This is a genomic window from Chlorobium ferrooxidans DSM 13031 (assembly GCF_000168715.1).
In the GTDB taxonomy this organism is placed as follows: Bacteria; Bacteroidota; Chlorobiia; order Chlorobiales; family Chlorobiaceae; genus Chlorobium; species Chlorobium ferrooxidans.
Genome location: NZ_AASE01000004.1, coordinates 125,727 through 143,924 on the forward strand (window position 1 = coordinate 125,727; position 18,198 = coordinate 143,924).

Below are 18,198 nucleotides of genomic sequence, written 5' to 3' on the forward strand. Positions count from 1 at the left end.
ATTACAGGATAGAGTATTGCAATTCCCTTCTTATATTTCACCCTGTAAGTGTATTTGCGAAACTGTACAGCCGCATAATGCGGCTGTATGGTGCACAGCACTGGTTGACGCCTGTTCACTGAAAAAGAGTGCTGGATCAAGCATGCTCTCTCAACCATGATACAGAAACCTTTTGTCTCTTGTGTCTGCCTGCATGTTTTACCGGTTTGTTCAGGGTATCCTGCCTCAGCCTGTTTTCATATCCACTTTTCGTTATACCGTTCAACTGTCCCTGTTGGCTGTTGCATCCCGGTGGTGATTAACGCTTTTTATTTTTTATGCCGATGAGTCAATGTGAATGCAACTCTTTCCCGCTGTGAAAAACACAAAAGAGAAATCTCCTTTGCGCGAGGCTCTTTTGCCCCTTATTCCTTCCGTACAGAAGACGTTTATTTTCAGTCTTTTTGTTAATCTGCTTGTCCTTGCTCCGAGCATGTACATGATGGAGGTCTATGACCGGGTGCTCAACAGCCGTAATAACAGGACGCTGTTGATGCTTACCATTCTTGTCATTTTTCTTTATCTGCTGCTCGAAGCGCTTGAATGGGTTCGAAGTCAGGTAATGCATGATGCCGGCATGCAGCTTGACAAGGGGCTCCGGGAGCAGGTATTCGGAGCGGTTGTCTCCGCACGCCTTTCCAATCTGCCCTTTTCAGGAGCAAATGCTTTTCGTGATCTGAAGTCCATTCGGGAATTTCTGCCCTCAAGGGCAATGCTTGCCATTATTGATGCGCCGCTTGCGCTGCTTATCCTGGTGATTCTTTTTCTGATGAGTCCCGCACTCGGGTGGTTTGCTCTGGCCGGAGCCGTTGTCCAGTTCGCGATAGGTTTTCTTAATGAACGCCGCACCCGTGAACCGCTTATTGCGGCAACCCGGAGCTCGAACAGTGCGCAAAGCTATGCGGAGGAGGTTATTCGCAATGCCCAGGTCATTGAATCGATGGGGATGCTCGGTAATATTCACAAGCGGTGGATGGTTCGCCAGCAGGAGTTCCTGATGCATCAGGCGATTGCTTCGGACCATGCGGGTACCAATGCAGCGCTTTCCAAACTTGTGCAAAGCCTGTTAAGCTCTCTTTTGCTTGGCATGGGTTGCTGGCTGATGCTTAAAGGTGCGCTTTTCGGATCAGGTATGATCGTCGGATCTATTCTTGGCGGCAGGGTACTTGCTCCGCTTGTACAGATAATCGGCAGCTGGCGTCAGGTTGAAGATACCCTTGAGGCCTCCAAACGCCTGAATGCCCTGCTCAGGGAGTTTCCTCTTCCGGAAAAAAAGATGTCGCTCCCTCCACCCGAAGGGTTTTTACTTGTTGAAGGTGTTGTTGCCGGTGCACCGAGAACCCAGATACCGATTCTCAAAGGGATCAGTTTCAGAATTCCTTCCGCCGGGTCGCTGGCGATAGTCGGGCCCTCTGCCTCCGGCAAAACCACGCTTGCCCGACTCCTTGTCGGTATCTGGCCGGCGATTCAGGGCAAGGTGCGTCTTGACGGAAACGATATCTATCAATGGGATAAGGAGGAGCTCGGGCAGTATATCGGTTATCTGCCCCAGAATGTGGAACTCTTTGAAGGAACCATTGCGGAAAATGTAGCACGCTTTGACGTTCCGGATCCTGTTAAAGTAAAAGAGGCTTGCCGGATGGTAGGGCTTGACGAGTTTATTGAAGGGTTGCCGGAAAAGTATGAGACCCAGATAGGCGATGACGGGTCGTTCCTCTCCGGGGGAGAGCGGCAACGGGTGGCGCTGGCCAGAGCGGTGTACGGCATGCCGAAATTTGTTGTTCTTGATGAACCCAATGCCAGTCTGGATGAAGCCGGAGATATCGCCCTGACCAATACGATGAAGACATTGCGGGCACAGGGGGCAACCGTGATCGTCATAACACATCGGATGAATATCCTTGGATTAATGGAGCATATTCTTGTGCTTGTTGACGGCCAGATTCAGCGGTTCGGCACAACCCAGGAGATACTTGCAGCAAAACAGGCGTCTGCTCATGAGGCCCAGAAGCAGGCGCCACAACCACAACGCAGTTAATTTTACCGGAACAGTGTATATGTCTACCTATGACGCCTGATTTTTTTAATCGCAGTATTCTCTCCCGTCAGCTCTGGACGTTTCGCCGTCTCTTTCTGTGGGTCGGTATTTTCAGCTTGATCGCCAACGTGCTGATGCTGGCGCCGACGCTCTATATGCTTCAGGTATACGGACGGGTAATGAAAAGCGGCAGTGAGTTGACCCTCTTCATGGTGACCCTGTTTCTGATTCTCTTTTATGTGGTGATGGCATTTGCCGAGTGGCTGCGTTCCCGTCTTCTGGTTCGTGCCGGAGTACAGCTTGATGAGGCGCTCAACTCGCTGGTCTTCAATGCGAGTTTTGAAGCCTTCCTTACCCGCAGCACGCATAAAATCAGCGAGGCTTTCCAGGATCTGGCCAATATCCGCCAGTTTCTCACGGCAAACGGTATCATTGCGTTTTTTGATACTCCCTGGACGCCGATCTATATTGCGGTCATTTTTCTGCTCAGTCCTATACTCGGGTCTCTCTCAATTATCTTTGCGATTATTCAGCTTCTCGTAACCCTGCAAAGCCATCTTCTGACCCGCAGAGAGATTGAACTTGCATCTGAAGCAGGTAATGAGAGTTACCGCTATGTGCAGAGCAAGCTTCGCAACATTGAACCGATCCATGCGATGGGTATGAGCGGGAACCTCATGAAACGCTGGTTTGTTCTCAACGAGGCCTCTCTGGAAAAGGCGGAGAGCTCCCATGACCGTCAGCATCGTCAGCAGGCCTGGGCAAAGTTTCTTCGTTACACCATGCAGTCTCTTACGCTTGGAGCCGGAGCCCTTCTCGTTGTTGACGGCAGGATGTCGGCCGGATCAATGATTGCGGCAAATGTCCTGATGTCGAGAGCTCTTCAGCCGCTTGATCTTGTTGTGGCCACCTGGAAGCCGTTTGTTCACTCCCTTACCGCGTTTACCCGTCTGGAAAAACTGCTTGAAGAGTTTCCGGAGCAGCAGCAGGGAGGAGTGCATCAGGATCCTTTCGGCGAAATCCGGATCGAGTCTCTTACCGTTCGTGTTGAGGGTCGTAAAACACCCATTCTGGATAATATTCAGGTGATGTTTCCTGCCGGAAAGGTTGTGGTCGTGCTCGGCCCTTCAGGATCAGGAAAATCAACCCTTGCCCGCTGTATCGTCGGAGTCTGGCCTCATCCCGAGGGAGCGGTACTCATAGACGGAGATCCTGTTGAGAGCTGGGAGAGAGCGGAGCTGGGGCCGCATCTGGGATATCTGCCGCAGGATATAGAGCTCTTTGATGGCTCTATTGCTGAAAATATCGCCCGGTTTGCCGAAATTGATTCACTCAAGGTGATTGAAGCTGCACGCCGTACCGGTATTCATGAGATGATTTTGAGTTTTCCCCGTGGTTATGATACCCAGATAGGTGAAGCTGGAGGCATGCTTTCGGGCGGTCAGCGCCAGAGGCTCGGGCTTGCCCGTGCCATCTACGGCAATCCGGCTATTCTTGTTCTTGATGAGCCGAACGCCAATCTTGATGAAGCCGGTGAGCGTTCACTGCTTCAGGCGGTCGGGGATATGAAAGCCGCAGGTAAAACCGTCATTCTGATTACCCACCGCCCAAGCATACTCGGTGCAGCCGATCTTGTTGCGGTGATGAAAGCCGGACGGATCGAACGCTGCGGGCCGCGCGAAGAGGTTATCGCTGCCATGCGTCCGGCAGCGGCATCAACATCAGCAGTCCAGGCATCCTGAACTGAATTTTTCAGAAGTGTAAAAGGTAATGGAGATCAAGGATACTATGGAAGAGATACAAGCCGTAAAACAGGAAGATGACGCAAAGGCTTTGCAACTGGCCAGAAACAAGGAGAAATACCGTGATACCAGAAGCCCTGTAAGGCTTGGTATCTGGATACTGCTTGTCGGTTTCGGCGGGTTTCTGCTGTGGGCAGCATTTGCTCCCCTTGACGAGGGTGTACCCTGTCAGGGGATCGTGAGTATTGCAACAAAACGGAAGGTTGTTGAGCACCTGAGGGGAGGCAGTATCGAGAAGGTTCATGTGCGTGAGGGCCAGATGGTGCGTCAGGGCGACCTGCTTGTAACGCTTGAGCGCCAGACGGCAAAAGCCCGCTTTGATGAAGCGCATCAGCACTATCTTGGCATTCGGGCAACAGCCGACAGGCTTCATGCAGAGCTTCGTGGAGCCCGTTCAATCACCTTTCATCCGGATCTCCTCAATGACCCTGACCGGGAGCTGGCTCAACGAAATATGAGCAATGAACGGCAGCTCTTCATCTCCCGTCAGACGACACTCAACCTGCTCAATGCCCAGCTTGCGGGTATAACCTCCCTGGTCAAGGAGGGTTACGCCCCGATGAGCCAGCAGCGGGAACTGGAGTTGAAGATATCGGAGTTCAAGTCGGCAACCGCATCCCAGCTCGCCCAGATGCTGCTTGAAGTGGAGGCAGATGCAGTAAAGAGTAAAGTGCTTGCCGCAGAGCTGGCGGATACCGAGATTCGATCACCAGCCTCCGGACAGGTGGTCGGGCTTCAGGTTCAGACGGTGGGAGCTGTTGTTCAGCCGGGCCAGAAAATTATGGATATTGTCCCGAGTAATGAAGGGCTGCTTATTGATGCAAAGGTGGCACCCCATCTTATTGACAGTATTCAAAAAGGTCTGCCGGTTGATGTCAGTTTCTCCTCATTTTCCCACTCGCCCCAGCTTGTTGTGCAGGGTGTGGTTGAATCGGTCTCAAAAGATATTATAACCGAACCCCAGATGAACCCCATGCAGCCGGGAGCAACCTACTATCTTGCCAGGGTTACGGTAACTCCCCAGGGGATGCGATCACTCGGCCATCGCCAGATGCAGCCCGGAATGCCGGTTATTGTTGTTGTCAAGACCGGTGAACGTTCACTTCTGGTCTATCTGATCGATCCATTGATCAAGAAGATCATGGTTTCAATGAAGGAGGAGTAGGTTCAGGGCTCAGGGTTTGTTGAACAAAATGGTTTCATGGATAACGAATATTGACGTGAATGAAGCGATGATGAAGCAGTTTTCCCGATTGATGGTTATAGGAGCGCTCTTTGCGTCCGGAACGGTATCAGCTGCGCCGATTGACCTCTCGACGGCCTACCGGAAGGCCCTCGATTACGATGCCAAGTTGCGTGTTGCCAGGGCCGATAATATGATCTTCCGGGAGGAGATCGGAAAGTCGAGATCCAAGTTGCGTCCCAATATCCGCTGGAGTGGTTCGCGGGGCCGAAGTTCAACGCAACATGGTATTCAGGGCCGCTTTACACCGGTGGATTATTACAATACCATAAGCTACGGAGTAACGATTCGTCAGCCGCTGCTCAACCTCTCCAATATTGCGGAGTATCAGCAGTCCAAGTCTATTGCCTCCAAGAGTGATGCTGAACTTCAGAGTGAAGAGGTTGGCCTGATTGTCCGAGTGACCGAGGCCTATTGCAATGCTCTTTTTGCCGAGGATAACCTCAATTTCAGTCAGGCGCACACCAGGGCGATGCTGGAGCAGCTTCGCCAGGCCAGGCGCCGTTTTGATAACGGTTACGGTACGATTACCGAAATCAATGAGGCGCAGGCGAGTTACGATATCGCGCTCGCTGAGGGTGTTGATATTGTGAGTTCTGTCGAATTCAGCCGCAGGGAGCTGGAGGACCTGATCGGGATCTATCCTGACGAGCTTTCCCGGCTGGACCCTGCCCGGCTTGCACTCCAGAATCCGCAACCAAAAGGGGTTGAAGAGTGGATTGCCATGGCAATCCTGTCAAATCCGGCACTTGCAGCAGCCCGCCAGGAAATTCAGATTGCAAAACACGAGATTGACAAACAGCGATGGGCCCGTTACCCGACGATTGATCTTGTCGGCTCAAAGAGTTATTCCGAGAGTGAAAACAACTACTCGATCGGTTCAACCTATAATACCTATTCGATCAGTCTGCAGTTGAGCGTTCCGACCTATACCGGCGGTTTTGCCAGTGCAGCAATTCGTCAGGCCCATGCCAAGCGGCTTAAATCCGTTGAAGATCTCAGCAGCAAGGAGCGTGCAGTTGAATCCGAGATTCGCAAATACTATAACGGTGTAATCACCACTATTGCCCAGATTCATGCCTACGAACAGGCGGTTAAATCAGGAGAAATTGTGCTGATCGGAACAAAAAAGGGGTTCGGGGCCGGAATTCGAAGCAATGTCGACGTTCTTGATGCGGAGTGGAAGCTCTTTACAAGCAGGCGTGATCTGGCCAAACTGCGCTATCAGTATATTCTTAACACCCTGTTGCTTAAACAGCGAGCAGGGGTACTCTCTGAAAAAGAGATTGAACAGTTTAACGGCTCTCTTGTTCGGGGCTGAATACGTTCACGCTATTTTATTGTAATACTTTTCATAACCACTATAACAAGGAAAAACAAAGCATGCAGACCATCTACGCCGACGGAATCGCCAACATCACGCTTATTGATGGCATTATTCGTTTTGATATTGTCAATATTATGCAGATTGAAGATGAGAAGGCAAACATCCGTCCTGTCGGAGCACTCGCTCTATCGGTTCCGGCGCTGTTGAGAACACACGATCAGCTCTCAAAGGCAATCGAAAAACTTGTTGCCGATGGCATTGTGACAAAAACAGACACACCGGTCTCTCTGGATCAAAATTGACACTGGAGCTGGTCACAAGAGGAAGCGTGAATGTTTATGCTTCCTCTTGACCATAAGGGCTTTTGCGGGCAAGCAGCCTAAAGATTGTTCTCTTCAGGATCGAACTGGTAGAGCAGTGTCGAGAGGTAGCGTTCGCCGGTATCGGGCAGGATAACGACAATATTTTTACCCCTGTTCTCCTCACGCTGAGCAAGTTGCAGGGCTGCGTACGCCGCAGCTCCCGATGAGATGCCGACAATGAGTCCCTCTGTACGGGCAAGGGTACGGCCGGTTCGAAGGGCGTCCTCGTTTTTCACCAGAATAATCTCGTCAATAAGAGCGGTATTGAGGATATCAGGAATGAATCCTGCGCCGATTCCCTGTATTTTGTGCGGGCCGGGCTTTCCGCCGGAGATAACCGGGGAGTCGAAGGGCTCAACGGCAACAATTTTCACACCCGGGTTCCGCTGCTTCAGCACCTCACCGACACCGGTGATAGTGCCGCCGGTACCTACTCCGCTGACAAAGAAATCGACCTTGCCGTCGGTATCCTTCCAGATCTCCTCGGCTGTGGTTCTGCGGTGAATATCAGGGTTGGCCGGGTTTTTGAACTGCTGAGGAAGAAAGGAGTTCGAATATTTCAGATGCAGCTCTTCAGCTTTTCTGATCGCCCCGGGCATACCTTCCGGTCCTGGAGTCAGAACCAGTTCGGCTCCAAGAGCCTTGAGCAGGTTGCGGCGTTCAATACTCATGGTTTCAGGCATGGTGAGCATCAGGCGGTACCCTTTGGCCGCGGCAATGAAGGCAAGAGCAATCCCGGTATTACCGCTGGTCGGTTCAATGATGACGGTATCCCTGTTGAGCAGACCCTTTTTCTCGGCATCTTCGATCATCGAAAAACCGATACGGTCCTTGACACTGCCGCCGGGGTTGAAATATTCGAGTTTGGCGATGATCGATGCTGCAGCATCAAACTCACGACTGAAATTCCCAAGCTCAAGCAGGGGGGTGTTACCGATAAGGTCGGTCAGTTTTTTTGCAATTCGTCCCATAGTGTATTTCTGTTTATTTGTGGTGTTTTTTTGAAAATAACAATTGTTAATGCTTTTTTTAAAGGATACAAAAACAGGTATTTACCCCTTTTTAGCCCATTGAGCAAATGAATCAATGCGAAGCGCGCGTCTCCTTTTTGATTGCCATACAGGCAAAGTACTTGAACCTTCTTCATGAAACGGCATGTATAGAAGAAAAAAAATGAATGAACACTTGCCGTAATGAATAAAAAAATATTGTTCAATAAACCTACTAACTATAAACTAATAAATAAGTAAAGCCTCTTTTCCATCTGCATTGCCCGGTATTTTATTTCAGGAAATGCGTAATAATGAATTAGTTGTATTCAATGAATTATTTTAAATTATATGTAAAACCTATATACAGTATAGAGGAATTGCTTTTCCACTACATCTCCATAACATAAACCAATACAGCTATGTCAAACGGATCAAACGTAAACGTTGATTTCTCAGGCACTATCGGCAATATTGCTGATTCTGTAGGTAAACTTTTTCAGTTCCAGATCGATACCCTGAACAGCGGTATCAAAACGGTTTCTCAGTATGTTGAGCCGCTTGCCAAGACGACAACTGATTTGGCTACCAATCTTGCCGGCACACTGAACAATGTGCTTCAGAGCGTTTCATCAGCTTTTGCTCCTAAAAAGTAATCGGTTTTAACGCTGAAAAGAGAGCACCCTTTGCTGAACGCAGAGGGTGCTTTTTTTTTGACCGATGCTAATCAGGCCTTCATGGTTGCAATCAACCCCGGTTGCCGCCGGCCTCACGGATTGTTTTTGCCCGCCACTCTTTGTCGGATGCCATTCTGGTGATAACCCCGAGCATTCTGATATGGCTGTTCGGATCGGAAGCGGGTGTCAGGAGGAGGAAGATGATCCGGGCACTGTTGCCGGACTGCCGGTCAACAACACCCTTTTTGCTCACACCGATAACCAGTTCCGGCCTTTGGATCTTCTCCAGTCTCGCATGGGGAATGGCAATATCGGAACCGACAAATGTTGCGCCCTGCGATTCACGTTCAAGCAGGCTTTTGAAGGTGCTCTGTTCGTCAATATCCGGATTTGCACTACAGCACCTATGCAGGAGCAGCTGAAAGGCGCTCTCTTTTTCTGCCGATTCTTCCAGAAGCATAACAGGCGCATGCATGACCAGCTCTTTCCACTCATTTGGAGGCTGAGCGGTAACGGCTTCACCCACGCCATTGCCGGCAGGGGTGTTTTTTTTCCTGAAGAGTGCTGAACAAAGATCCTTTGTACGGTCAACGGCGGAGGCCAGCAACCCCTTTCCGGAGTCATTCTGCTGGTGGTTGTTCCTGAGTGGTTTGTTCATGGAGCGCATGCCCGTCAGAATAGTAAAATCTCCGGAGCGAGAACATCCTGAATAAAGCAGGATTGCTTTTCCAGGCAAATCCTGCAGGAGAGAGGTTTAGGGCGCCGGTTCCCAGAAACAGCGCTTTGGCGACACGATCAGCCCTTCATCCTTGAGTGCCTTCATAGCCTTGTCGACCTCTTTGCGGTCCAGTCCGCTCTTTTCGGTGATCAGTCCGGCGTTCATGGGGGCGGCCTCTTTTTTCATGACTTCCAGTACCTTCTTTTTTGCATCCATCTGTCTGATTGTTTGATTAGGTGATAGCGCTTCGGGCTATGCTGAATAAATGTACAAATTTTTGAAATAATATTAGTGCAGGCCGGGGTGGTGAGGAGTTCCATACCGGAAAGCGGACTCTATTTATAACGTTTTTTACATATTGTATTGTAATTTTAAAGGTTGGCTTCCGGAAATGAATTTTGATTGTAGGGCAGCAGCTTTGTCGAGAAGGTTGAACAACTTAATCCAAAGGAGTGCAATACATGAAGAAACTACTACTCTCTCTTGCCACAGCCGTTCTCCTGGCTCTTCCGCTTGCCGGAGAGGCTGCACCGCTGAAAATCGGATTTATCAACTCCATTACCGGGAAAGAGGCGCAGATTGGTGAAAATCTCACCAACGGCGCAGCTCTGGCGATTGAGGATCTGCGCTCAAAAGGTGTTCAGGTCGATTTTGTCAGGGAGGATGACGGAGGCGATCCCAAGAATGCACTTGCCGCCTATGAAAAGCTTGTTACCCGTGACGGGGTGATCGGAGTGGTGGGACCCTACACCTCGGGATGTGCCAATGTCGTGGCATCAAGGGCAGACCAGTACCAGGTTCCGCTGCTTGTTCCCGCTGCCGCCAAGGAGGAGATTACCCGCAACGGTTACAAGAATGTGTTCCGCCTCAATGCACCGGCTGATGTCTATTCCAGGGTTTTGCTGAGCGCCGTGGCCCCATACAAACCGAAAACCATAGCCTACGTCTATGCCGCAACTGATTTCGGGGTTTCAACGGTAAAAACAGCTCAGGTCAATGCTGCAAGTATGGGCTTGAAAGAGGTAGCCAATGAGAAGTACCAGCAGGGTCAGCCGGACTACCGGGCAACGCTCTCCAAAGTCAAGGCGGCAAATCCCGATCTTGTTTTTCTTGTCTCCTATGATGCCGATGCCATTCTTCTGATGCGTCAGGCCAAGGAGATCGGGCTTGCACCGAAAGCATTTCTCGGTGCGGGAGCCGGGTACACCACGGCCCAGTTTGCCCAGCAGAAGGAGATATCCAATCTTGTCATCTCCGCCACCCAGTGGACGGATGATGTCAACTGGCCGGGAGCTGCAAATTTTGCAAAACGCTATCAGGCAAAGTTTGCCAAAGAGCCATCCTACCATGCAGCCTGTGCCTATGAAGCCGTCCGGATTATGGTTGATACGGCTGCCAAAACCAGAACAGCCGCAAAACTTCGCGCAGGCCTGAAAGCAGGGAGCTGGAACGGTATCATGGGCCCGGTAAAATTTGCCGATTACAGCGGCTTTACCAATCAGAACAACCACCCCATGCTGGTTCAGCAGCTCCAGAACGGTAAAACCGAAACGGTCTATCCCGCACAGTTCAGTAAAAAGAGACTGGTTTACCCTTTCAAACGGTAAGAGGGATTTCATTGTGGGGGCGAAAAACAGTTCGCCCTCACTGACAACCATTTCAGACGGAGCATCCTGATGTTATTCCTGCAAGCCCTCGTATCCGGTATTCTCTCAGGCGGGGTCTATGCCCTGGCCGGTATCGGTATGTCACTGGTTTTCGGTGTCATGAACATAAGCAACTTTGCCCACGGCGACCTGATGATGCTTGGCATGTATCTGGCCTATTTTGCCTTTACCCTGTTGCACATTGATCCCTATCTTGCACTGCTGCTGATCATTCCGGTATCGTTTCTCTTCGGTTTTATTCTGGAAAAGGTATTTATCCACCGGGTTATCGATCATCCTCATCAGAACCAGATTCTCCTTACCATAGGCCTCGGTCTGATCATGAGCAATACCGCACTGCTCGCCTTTACCAGCGATCCGAAGATACTCACCACAACCTATTCGAGCAGCGCCATCAATACAGCCTCGGGACTCTCCATCTCCGTTCCGCTCCTGCTCTCATTTGTTATCACCTCCGTGATTACGGCGGTTCTCTACCTCTTTCTGGCAAAAAGCAGCACAGGGATGGCTCTCAGGGCGACAAGCCAGAACCGTGAAGCGGCACAGTTGATGGGTATCAACGTGGCTAAAATGAGTGCCATTGCATTCGGCATCGGTACCGCCCTTGCGGCAACTGCCGGGGCTCTGATTGCACCGACCTACTATATTCATCCGCTGGCCGGTCACAGTTTTCTTTTGAAATCCTTCACCATCTGCGTGCTTGGCGGTCTCGGCTCGGTAGTCGGGGCCGGAGTCGGGGGGATCATCATCGGAGTGGTTGAGTCGATGGCTGCCACCTATATCTCCACAGACTGGAAAGATGTGGTTGTCTTTGTGCTCTTTCTTACGGTTCTTCTGTTTCGTCCCCAGGGGCTCTTCGGTAAAAAGGGAGGGCAGTAATGAAACAGGCACTCATCATCGCTCTCTTTGCGGCCTTTACGGCACTGCTGCCTCTCTTTATCGGTGAAGAGAACCCCTATATCATCGGCATCATGATCTCCGTGCTCATGATGGCGGCACTCTCATCGGCATGGAACATCATCGGCGGATTTGCCGGGCAGTTCAGCTTCGGTCATGCAGCCTACTTCGGTGCCGGAGCCTATACCACATTGATTCTGATCTACTCATTTGAACTCAATCCGCTTATCGGCGCAGCGGCAGGTATGGTTGTCGCCGCTCTGATTGCCCTTATCACCGGGAGCATTGTTTTCGGACTGCGCGGTCACTACTTTGCGCTTGCCTCAATAGCCGTAGCCGAGATCATCCGGCTCTCTGTGCTTAATTTTGAGTTTACCGGAGGGGCCCAGGGGATTTTGCTTGCAAATGTCACGCTCTGGGGGCTCGATCTCAACAGCAAAACTCCTTTTTACTACGGCATGCTCCTGCTTCTCGTTGTAACGCTCACCGTAACGGAGTATCTGCGCAAGTCGAAAACCGGATACTATCTGCAGGCTATCCGTGAAGACCAGGATGCGGCCTCATCACTCGGTATCAATCTCGCGCTCTACAAAAACCGGGCACTCCTGATATCCGCACTCCTGACCTCCGTTGCCGGCAGCCTCTATGCGCTCTATATCCGCTTCATTGATACCTCCGCCGTGCTCGACCTCCGGCTCTCCATCGAAATTATCCTGACCGCGATAATCGGCGGAGTAGGGACGCTCTGGGGTCCGGTTCTCGGTGCACTCCTGCTTGTGCCTCTTGCAGAGGCGCTCCGCTCCAACATGATCGGTGACGCGCTGGTCAAGCTTGGTCTGGTATCGGAAACCTCTTCAGTCGGCATTTTTTTGAACGATAATCTTGCTCATGCCCATGTTCTCGTCTATGGCATCATTACGGTGCTCTGCATACTCTACCTGCCAAAAGGGATTCTCGGGCTCTTCAGGAGGGTGAAATGAGCGAACCTATCCTCAAAATCAATAAGGTGAGCAAGCATTTCGGCGGTAACATTGCCGTGTCGGATGTCACCTTTGCGGTAGAAAAGAACCGGATATTCGGGCTTATCGGGCCGAACGGTGCCGGAAAAACAACCCTGTTCAACTGTATGACCGGTTTTGTGCCGATCACTTCAGGTGAGGTGATCTTCAATAACCGGAAGATCAATAACCTGCGACCTGACGCAGTATGCCGGATCGGTATGGTTCGAACCTGGCAGAGGGTCAAACCGCTCTCAAGCCTGAGTGTTCTTGACAATGTGATGGTCGGGGCCTTTGCCATAACCGGGTCAGCCGGGGCAGCAAGGAAGATAGCGGTGGAGAAGCTTGCGCAGGTTGGTCTGGCCGATTACTCCGCAAAGCTGGCAGGTTCGCTCTCCATCGGACTGAAAAAAAAGCTTGAACTTGCCCGTGTTCTGGCCACCCGTCCTGAAATGCTCCTGCTTGACGAGATCTGTGGAGGATTGAACCACACCGAAACAGCCTCCATTCTTCAACTCATCCGTGATGTCCGGGAAGAGGGCACAACGATTCTCTTTATCGAGCATGATATGAAAGCGGTTACATCAATCTGTGAGCGTATTGTTGTTCTGAACTCCGGCGTGAAGCTTGCCGAAGGCACTCCGGCCGAGATTACGAGTAATCCCGAAGTTATTGCAGCATATCTGGGAGGTGGATTCGATGCTTAAAATAGAAAATCTTCAGGCCGGATACGGCGAAATGGTTGTGTTGCGCAACATCAACATCTCGCTCAGCGAAGGGGAGATAGTCTCGGTTGTCGGCAGCAACGGTGCAGGGAAATCAACCCTGCTCAAGGCTATTTCAGGCATCATCAGGTCATCCGGTACGATCACCTTCAATCATCACTCCCTCACTGCACTTCAGGCGCACCGGATTGTTGAGCGGGGAGTGGTGCATGTTCCGGAAGGACGCAAGATATTTTCTGAAATGACCGTCTTTGAGAATCTGATGATGGGAGGATTTCTCTGCCAGAAAGATCGGACGGAGAATCTTGAGCGGGTCTATGCCCTCTTTCCCATACTTGCCGAACGCCGCAAACAACTTGGAGGCACCATGTCAGGCGGCGAACAGCAGATGCTCGCAATCGGCAGGGGGCTTATGGCGAGTCCCAAACTCTTTCTGCTCGATGAACCGAGCCTTGGACTCTCGCCGCTTTTCACTGATGTGGTTTTCAAAGCGATTCGAGCTATCAATAAAAGCGGTGTAACCGTTCTGCTGGTTGAGCAGAATGTCTACCAGTCACTGAAAATAAGCCATCGCGGTTATGTCATTGAGACCGGCTCCATCGTTCTCTCCGGTACCGGAGAAGAGCTGCTCAATAATCCTGAGGTAAAAAAAGCCTTTCTCGGGATGTGAAACTATGTGAAATATTTAACTATCCTGTTACTCTTTAAAATGTTACGACTTGATCGACCGGTAATGCGAGTTTCCATCTCTCTGCTTTTCATGCTTCTCTTCTCCGGATGTCACCGTAACGACAAGGCTGACGGGTACGGTAATTTTGAGGCTACTGAAATCATTGTTTCGGCTGAATCGAGCGGCAGGCTGCTGCGTTTCGATGCTGAGGAGGGAGCCACCCTGCAGAAAGGGATGGTCACGGCGGTTATTGATACCACACAGTTGCACTACTCGAAGATGCAGCTCAAGGCGGAGCGGGAGGCTCTTGAGGCCAAACAACCAGGACTCGGAGCAAAGATCAGTGTACTGCAGGCAGAGCGCTCAAACCTGATGCGCGACCGCGCCCGATACCGGAGGCTGCTCAGCGAGGGGGCCGTACCCTCACGGCAGCTTGAGGAGTTTGAAAACCGGATCACGGTTCTTGACCGGCAGATAGGCTCTCTCGAAACCGAGTATCCCGGACTATCTGGTGATATACGGGCAAGATCGGCGCGTCTGGCACAGATTGATGACCAGATAATAAAAAGTGTTGTTAAAAACCCGGTCACAGGCGTGGTGCTCGCCAGATATGCCGAACCGGGAGAGCTTGCCTCGTCAGGAAAAGCGTTGTACCGGATCGCCGATCTTGAGCGCATCTACCTCAGGGTCTATCTCAGCGGAGCCCAGCTTTCGGGTGTGAAGATCGGTCAGCAGGTTGAGGTGGAGGTGGACGGGGCGCAGGGCGCCGGAACGGTGCTGCATGGCACCATCTCCTGGATCTCTGCTAAGGCGGAGTTCACCCCGAAAATAATCCAGACCAAAGAGGAGCGGGTCAGCATGGTCTATGCGGTCAAGGTGCTGGTCCCGAACCGCGACGGCCTGCTCAGGATCGGTATGCCGGGTGAAGTACGGCTGCAGAAGCGGTGATGGTGACCGGTCGTATTGAATCAGAAAGTGTTATAAATCTTACTATTGCAGCTTCCTCACGATATCTTTCCCTGCATCTCCTGTGTGTGGATGAGGTACGTTTTCAGTAACTATAATCACGGATGGTATCATGTCAACAGCAGAGTCAAGTGAATTCGATAAACTGAAGGAGATCGTCAACGAAGAGGAGCGTGCAGAGCCGGTGGAGGAAAAGAGTCCGGAGGAGGAGGAACTGGAAACTCTGCCCGCGGGCAAAGCAGGGGGAAAGGGGGGGTGAAGGCAGAGAAACAGGCAGTTCAGCTCTTTGCCCTCGCAAAGCGGTTCGGCAAAGTCGAAGCGCTTCAGGAGATGACACTCTCTGTCGGCGAGGGGGAGCTCTTCGGTTTTATCGGTGCGGACGGGGCAGGCAAAACAACCCTGCTCCGGATTCTTGCAACCCTGCTGCTGCCGGGCGGGGGCAGGGCAGAAGTGCTCGGTCTTGACGTGGTCGCCTCCTACCGCGACATCCGCCGCAGGATCGGTTACATGCCCGGCCGCTTTTCGCTCTACCAGGATCTCACGGTTGAGGAGAACCTCCGCTTTTTTGCCACCATATTCGGTACCACCATTGCTGAGAATTACGACCTTATCCGCGATATCTATATCCAGCTTGAGCCCTTCAAAGAGCGGAGGGCAGGCAAACTCTCCGGAGGCATGAAGCAGAAGCTCGCGCTCTGTTGTGCGCTGGTGCACCGACCCGAACTGCTCCTGCTTGATGAGCCGACTACCGGAGTCGATGCAGTTTCGCGTGCGGAGTTCTGGCAGATGCTTGGCCGCCTGAAAGAGCAGGGGATTACCACGCTTGTCTCCACCCCCTACATGGATGAGGCAGCGCTCTGCGACCGCATAGCCTTCATGCAGGAGGGGCGTCTTCTTGCTGTTGAAACTCCCGACGCCATCACCACCCTCTTCCGTAAACCGCTTTTTGCCATTCGTGCCCGCCAAACCTGGCCGCTCATAACATGGCTCCGCTCCACCCCCGATGCGCACTCGGTCTATGCCTTTGGCCGAGCCGTGCACTATACCGACAACCGTTTATCGGCAAGCAGGGATGAGCTGCTCCTATCCCTTCAGCGGCAGGGTTTTACGGATGTCGAGGTGCAGCAGATAAAGCCAGGAATCGAGGATACCTTTATGGCGTTGATGGAGCCTGAACGTGGAGAGCGTCATGGGTGAACCGGTTATTCAAACTGACAAGCTTACCCGCCGTTTCGGTGACTTTGTGGCGGTGGACGCGCTCACTTTTGCGGTCGGCAGGGGAGAGATATTCGGCTTTCTCGGCGCAAACGGTGCGGGTAAAACAACGGCGATCAGGATGCTGACCGGGCTGCTCACACCCTCAACAGGCTCGGCTTCTGTTGCGGGATTTGACCTCTACACCGAGTCCGAGAAGGTCAAGCGGAACATCGGTTACATGAGCCAGCGTTTTTCGCTCTACGATGACCTGACGGTAAAGGAGAACATCCGCTTTTTTGCCGGTATCTACGGCCTCTCCGACACGGCAATCAAAGAGAAGAGTGCGAAGCTGCTTAAGAAGCTTGATTTGCAGCATGCAGCCAATGCACGCCTTCGCTCACTGCCGCTCGGCTGGAAGCAGAAGCTCGCTTTTTCCGTAGCCATTCTGCATGAACCGAAAATAGTCTTTCTTGACGAGCCGACCGGAGGGGTTGATCCGGTAACCCGGCGACGCTTCTGGGATATGATATACGAAGCCTCGGAGAGGGGTATAACCGTTTTTGTAACAACACACTACATGGATGAGGCCGAGTATTGTGACCGCATCTCCATCATGGTTGACGGCCGGGTTGCTGCACTCGACACCCCTGAAGCATTGAAACGGCAATACCGAGCAGAGAGCATGAATGAGGTGTTTCTTCATCTGGCGAGAGCGAAACCGGAGGCGGGCTGATGAACAGTTTCAGAGGGTTTCTCCGGAAGGAGTTCCTCCACATCTTCCGCGACCGCCGGACTGCGGTCATACTCTTCGGCATGCCGCTCATTCAGCTGCTCATTTTCGGTTTTGCCATCCGCAACGAGATCCAGGATGTCAAACTCGGGGTGTACGACAAATCCCGCGATGCGGTTACACGCGCAATTATCAGCAAGTTCGCCTCTTCGGGGTACTTTATTCTCTCCCGTGAGGTGCACTCGGAGAGGGAGATTGAGGAGGCCTTCTCCTCCGGCAGTATAACCGAAGTGCTTGTCTTCGAGCCGGATTTCGCCCGCCGCCTGCAGCGTGATGGCCGGGGTGAGGTGCAGGTGATTACCGACGGCTCAAATCCCAATCTGTCGCGCATTGTATCCGGCTATACGGCCGCTGTGCTGCATGACTACCAGGAGAGTGCAGTGCCGGGAGGAGGGCGGGAGGCCGGAGTGGTTGCGGTTCCCCTCATGCTCTTCAATCCTGAGCTGAAAAGCGTTGATCTCTTTGTACCGGGGCTGATGGCGCTCATTCTCATGCTGGTCTCCGCGCTGATGACCTCGATCAGCATCACGCGGGAGAAAGAGAGCGGTACCATGGAGGTACTGCTGGTCTCGTCGCTGCGCCCTGCCCAGATCATTATCGGCAAAGTGGTGCCCTACTTTCTGCTCTCCTTTATCAATGTGGTGACCATCATCGCTGTTGCCTCTCTTGTATTCGGTGTGCCGTGCAGGGGGAGCCTTCTCTTGCTGCTTCTTGAATCACTGCTCTTTATTGTCACCGCTCTCTCGCTCGGTATCTTCATCTCATCGGTAACCGCATCACAGCAGGTAGCCATGATGATCGCCCTTGCCGGGCTGCTGCTTCCGACCATCCTGCTCTCGGGCTTCATCTTTCCGGTAGCGAGCATGCCGCTGCCGCTGCGCATGATCAGCAACATCATCCCTGCCAGGTGGTATCTCATCATTGTTCGAGGAATCATGCTGAAAGGAGCCGGATTCAGCTACATCTGGAAGGAGACGCTGGTACTGGTGGCGATGAGCACCGTTTTGATGGCGGCAAGTGTAAAGAAATTTAAAATCAGACTTCAATAGAAGCTCCGTAGGAGCGCGATAAAAAAATTATTGAGGCAGATCAG

The 18,198-nt window shown here is 52.0% G+C and carries 19 protein-coding genes; 16 read left to right on the forward strand and 3 right to left on the reverse strand.

All coding sequences use genetic code 11. The features are described 5' to 3' along the window. Nucleotides 1-337 precede the first annotated feature (337 nt). The 5 genes from CFERDRAFT_RS03915 to CFERDRAFT_RS03935 all read left to right on the forward strand — a co-directional run bounded on the left by CFERDRAFT_RS03915 (nucleotide 338) and on the right by CFERDRAFT_RS03935 (nucleotide 6,751). Entirely contained in the window at nucleotides 338-2,077 is a 1,740-nt protein-coding gene (locus CFERDRAFT_RS03915; RefSeq protein WP_006365913.1) for a type I secretion system permease/ATPase, read from the forward strand. Between the two features lie 29 nt (nucleotides 2,078-2,106). After that, nucleotides 2,107-3,819 (forward strand): type I secretion system permease/ATPase, encoded by a 1,713-nt coding sequence (locus tag CFERDRAFT_RS03920; protein ID WP_006365914.1) that lies wholly within the window; start codon nucleotides 2,107-2,109, stop codon nucleotides 3,817-3,819. A 46-nt stretch (nucleotides 3,820-3,865) separates the two neighbouring features. Beyond that, nucleotides 3,866-5,044, forward strand: a complete 1,179-nt coding sequence (locus CFERDRAFT_RS03925; RefSeq protein ID WP_006365915.1) for an HlyD family efflux transporter periplasmic adaptor subunit — start codon at nucleotides 3,866-3,868, stop codon at nucleotides 5,042-5,044. 55 nt (nucleotides 5,045-5,099) lie between these two features. Continuing rightward, nucleotides 5,100-6,443: a TolC family outer membrane protein gene (locus CFERDRAFT_RS03930; RefSeq protein WP_232209754.1), complete on the forward strand. Its 1,344-nt coding sequence runs from the start codon at nucleotides 5,100-5,102 to the stop codon at nucleotides 6,441-6,443. A gap of 62 nt (nucleotides 6,444-6,505) precedes the next feature. Next, complete coding sequence (locus CFERDRAFT_RS03935; protein ID WP_006365917.1) at nucleotides 6,506-6,751, forward strand: hypothetical protein; 246 nt, start codon at nucleotides 6,506-6,508, stop codon at nucleotides 6,749-6,751. A 77-nt stretch (nucleotides 6,752-6,828) separates the two neighbouring features. On the opposite strand, the gene cysK is transcribed toward CFERDRAFT_RS03935, so the two are convergent. Continuing rightward, complete coding sequence (gene cysK / locus CFERDRAFT_RS03940; protein ID WP_006365918.1) at nucleotides 6,829-7,782, reverse strand: cysteine synthase A; 954 nt, start codon at nucleotides 7,780-7,782, stop codon at nucleotides 6,829-6,831. Nucleotides 7,783-8,222: 440 nt separating this feature from the next. On the opposite strand from cysK, the gene CFERDRAFT_RS03950 reads away from it, so the two are divergent. Next, a complete protein-coding gene (locus CFERDRAFT_RS03950; protein ID WP_006365919.1) occupies nucleotides 8,223-8,456 on the forward strand; it encodes a hypothetical protein in 234 nt (77 codons plus the stop codon). A gap of 91 nt (nucleotides 8,457-8,547) precedes the next feature. Here the strand turns inward: CFERDRAFT_RS03950 and CFERDRAFT_RS03955 are convergent, their stop codons facing one another. Continuing rightward, a complete protein-coding gene (locus CFERDRAFT_RS03955) occupies nucleotides 8,548-9,135 on the reverse strand; it encodes a PTS sugar transporter subunit IIA (RefSeq protein ID WP_198002393.1) in 588 nt (195 codons plus the stop codon). A 96-nt stretch (nucleotides 9,136-9,231) separates the two neighbouring features. Next, nucleotides 9,232-9,411: a hypothetical protein gene (locus CFERDRAFT_RS03960; protein WP_006365921.1), complete on the reverse strand. Its 180-nt coding sequence runs from the start codon at nucleotides 9,409-9,411 to the stop codon at nucleotides 9,232-9,234. A 245-nt stretch (nucleotides 9,412-9,656) separates the two neighbouring features. On the opposite strand from CFERDRAFT_RS03960, the gene CFERDRAFT_RS03965 reads away from it, so the two are divergent. From CFERDRAFT_RS03965 to CFERDRAFT_RS04005, 10 genes are all read left to right on the forward strand, one after another. Continuing rightward, entirely contained in the window at nucleotides 9,657-10,802 is a 1,146-nt protein-coding gene (locus tag CFERDRAFT_RS03965) for an ABC transporter substrate-binding protein (protein WP_006365922.1), read from the forward strand. A 69-nt stretch (nucleotides 10,803-10,871) separates the two neighbouring features. Then, nucleotides 10,872-11,741 (forward strand): branched-chain amino acid ABC transporter permease, encoded by an 870-nt coding sequence (locus CFERDRAFT_RS03970; RefSeq protein WP_006365923.1) that lies wholly within the window; start codon nucleotides 10,872-10,874, stop codon nucleotides 11,739-11,741. Continuing rightward, complete coding sequence (locus tag CFERDRAFT_RS03975; protein WP_006365924.1) at nucleotides 11,741-12,739, forward strand: branched-chain amino acid ABC transporter permease; 999 nt, start codon at nucleotides 11,741-11,743, stop codon at nucleotides 12,737-12,739. The genes CFERDRAFT_RS03970 and CFERDRAFT_RS03975 overlap by 1 nt, the downstream gene beginning before the upstream one ends. Beyond that, entirely contained in the window at nucleotides 12,736-13,464 is a 729-nt protein-coding gene (locus CFERDRAFT_RS03980; RefSeq protein ID WP_006365925.1) for an ABC transporter ATP-binding protein, read from the forward strand. Before CFERDRAFT_RS03975 ends, CFERDRAFT_RS03980 begins: the two co-directional genes overlap by 4 nt. Further along, nucleotides 13,457-14,152 (forward strand): ABC transporter ATP-binding protein, encoded by a 696-nt coding sequence (locus CFERDRAFT_RS03985; protein WP_006365926.1) that lies wholly within the window; start codon nucleotides 13,457-13,459, stop codon nucleotides 14,150-14,152. The genes CFERDRAFT_RS03980 and CFERDRAFT_RS03985 overlap by 8 nt, the downstream gene beginning before the upstream one ends. Before the next feature lie 63 nt (nucleotides 14,153-14,215). Next, nucleotides 14,216-15,100 (forward strand): HlyD family secretion protein, encoded by an 885-nt coding sequence (locus CFERDRAFT_RS03990; protein ID WP_232209755.1) that lies wholly within the window; start codon nucleotides 14,216-14,218, stop codon nucleotides 15,098-15,100. Nucleotides 15,101-15,230: 130 nt separating this feature from the next. Beyond that, nucleotides 15,231-15,377, forward strand: coding sequence for a hypothetical protein (locus tag CFERDRAFT_RS12305; RefSeq protein WP_156777987.1), 147 nt, complete (start codon nucleotides 15,231-15,233; stop codon nucleotides 15,375-15,377). Further along, complete coding sequence (locus CFERDRAFT_RS03995; RefSeq protein WP_006365928.1) at nucleotides 15,374-16,315, forward strand: ABC transporter ATP-binding protein; 942 nt, start codon at nucleotides 15,374-15,376, stop codon at nucleotides 16,313-16,315. The genes CFERDRAFT_RS12305 and CFERDRAFT_RS03995 overlap by 4 nt, the downstream gene beginning before the upstream one ends. After that, the gene (locus tag CFERDRAFT_RS04000; RefSeq protein WP_006365929.1) at nucleotides 16,308-17,048 is read left to right on the forward strand and encodes an ABC transporter ATP-binding protein; all 741 of its coding nucleotides are present in this window, start codon (nucleotides 16,308-16,310) and stop codon (nucleotides 17,046-17,048) included. Before CFERDRAFT_RS03995 ends, CFERDRAFT_RS04000 begins: the two co-directional genes overlap by 8 nt. Then, a complete protein-coding gene (locus CFERDRAFT_RS04005; protein WP_006365930.1) occupies nucleotides 17,048-18,154 on the forward strand; it encodes an ABC transporter permease in 1,107 nt (368 codons plus the stop codon). Before CFERDRAFT_RS04000 ends, CFERDRAFT_RS04005 begins: the two co-directional genes overlap by 1 nt. Nucleotides 18,155-18,198: the final 44 nt, after the last annotated feature.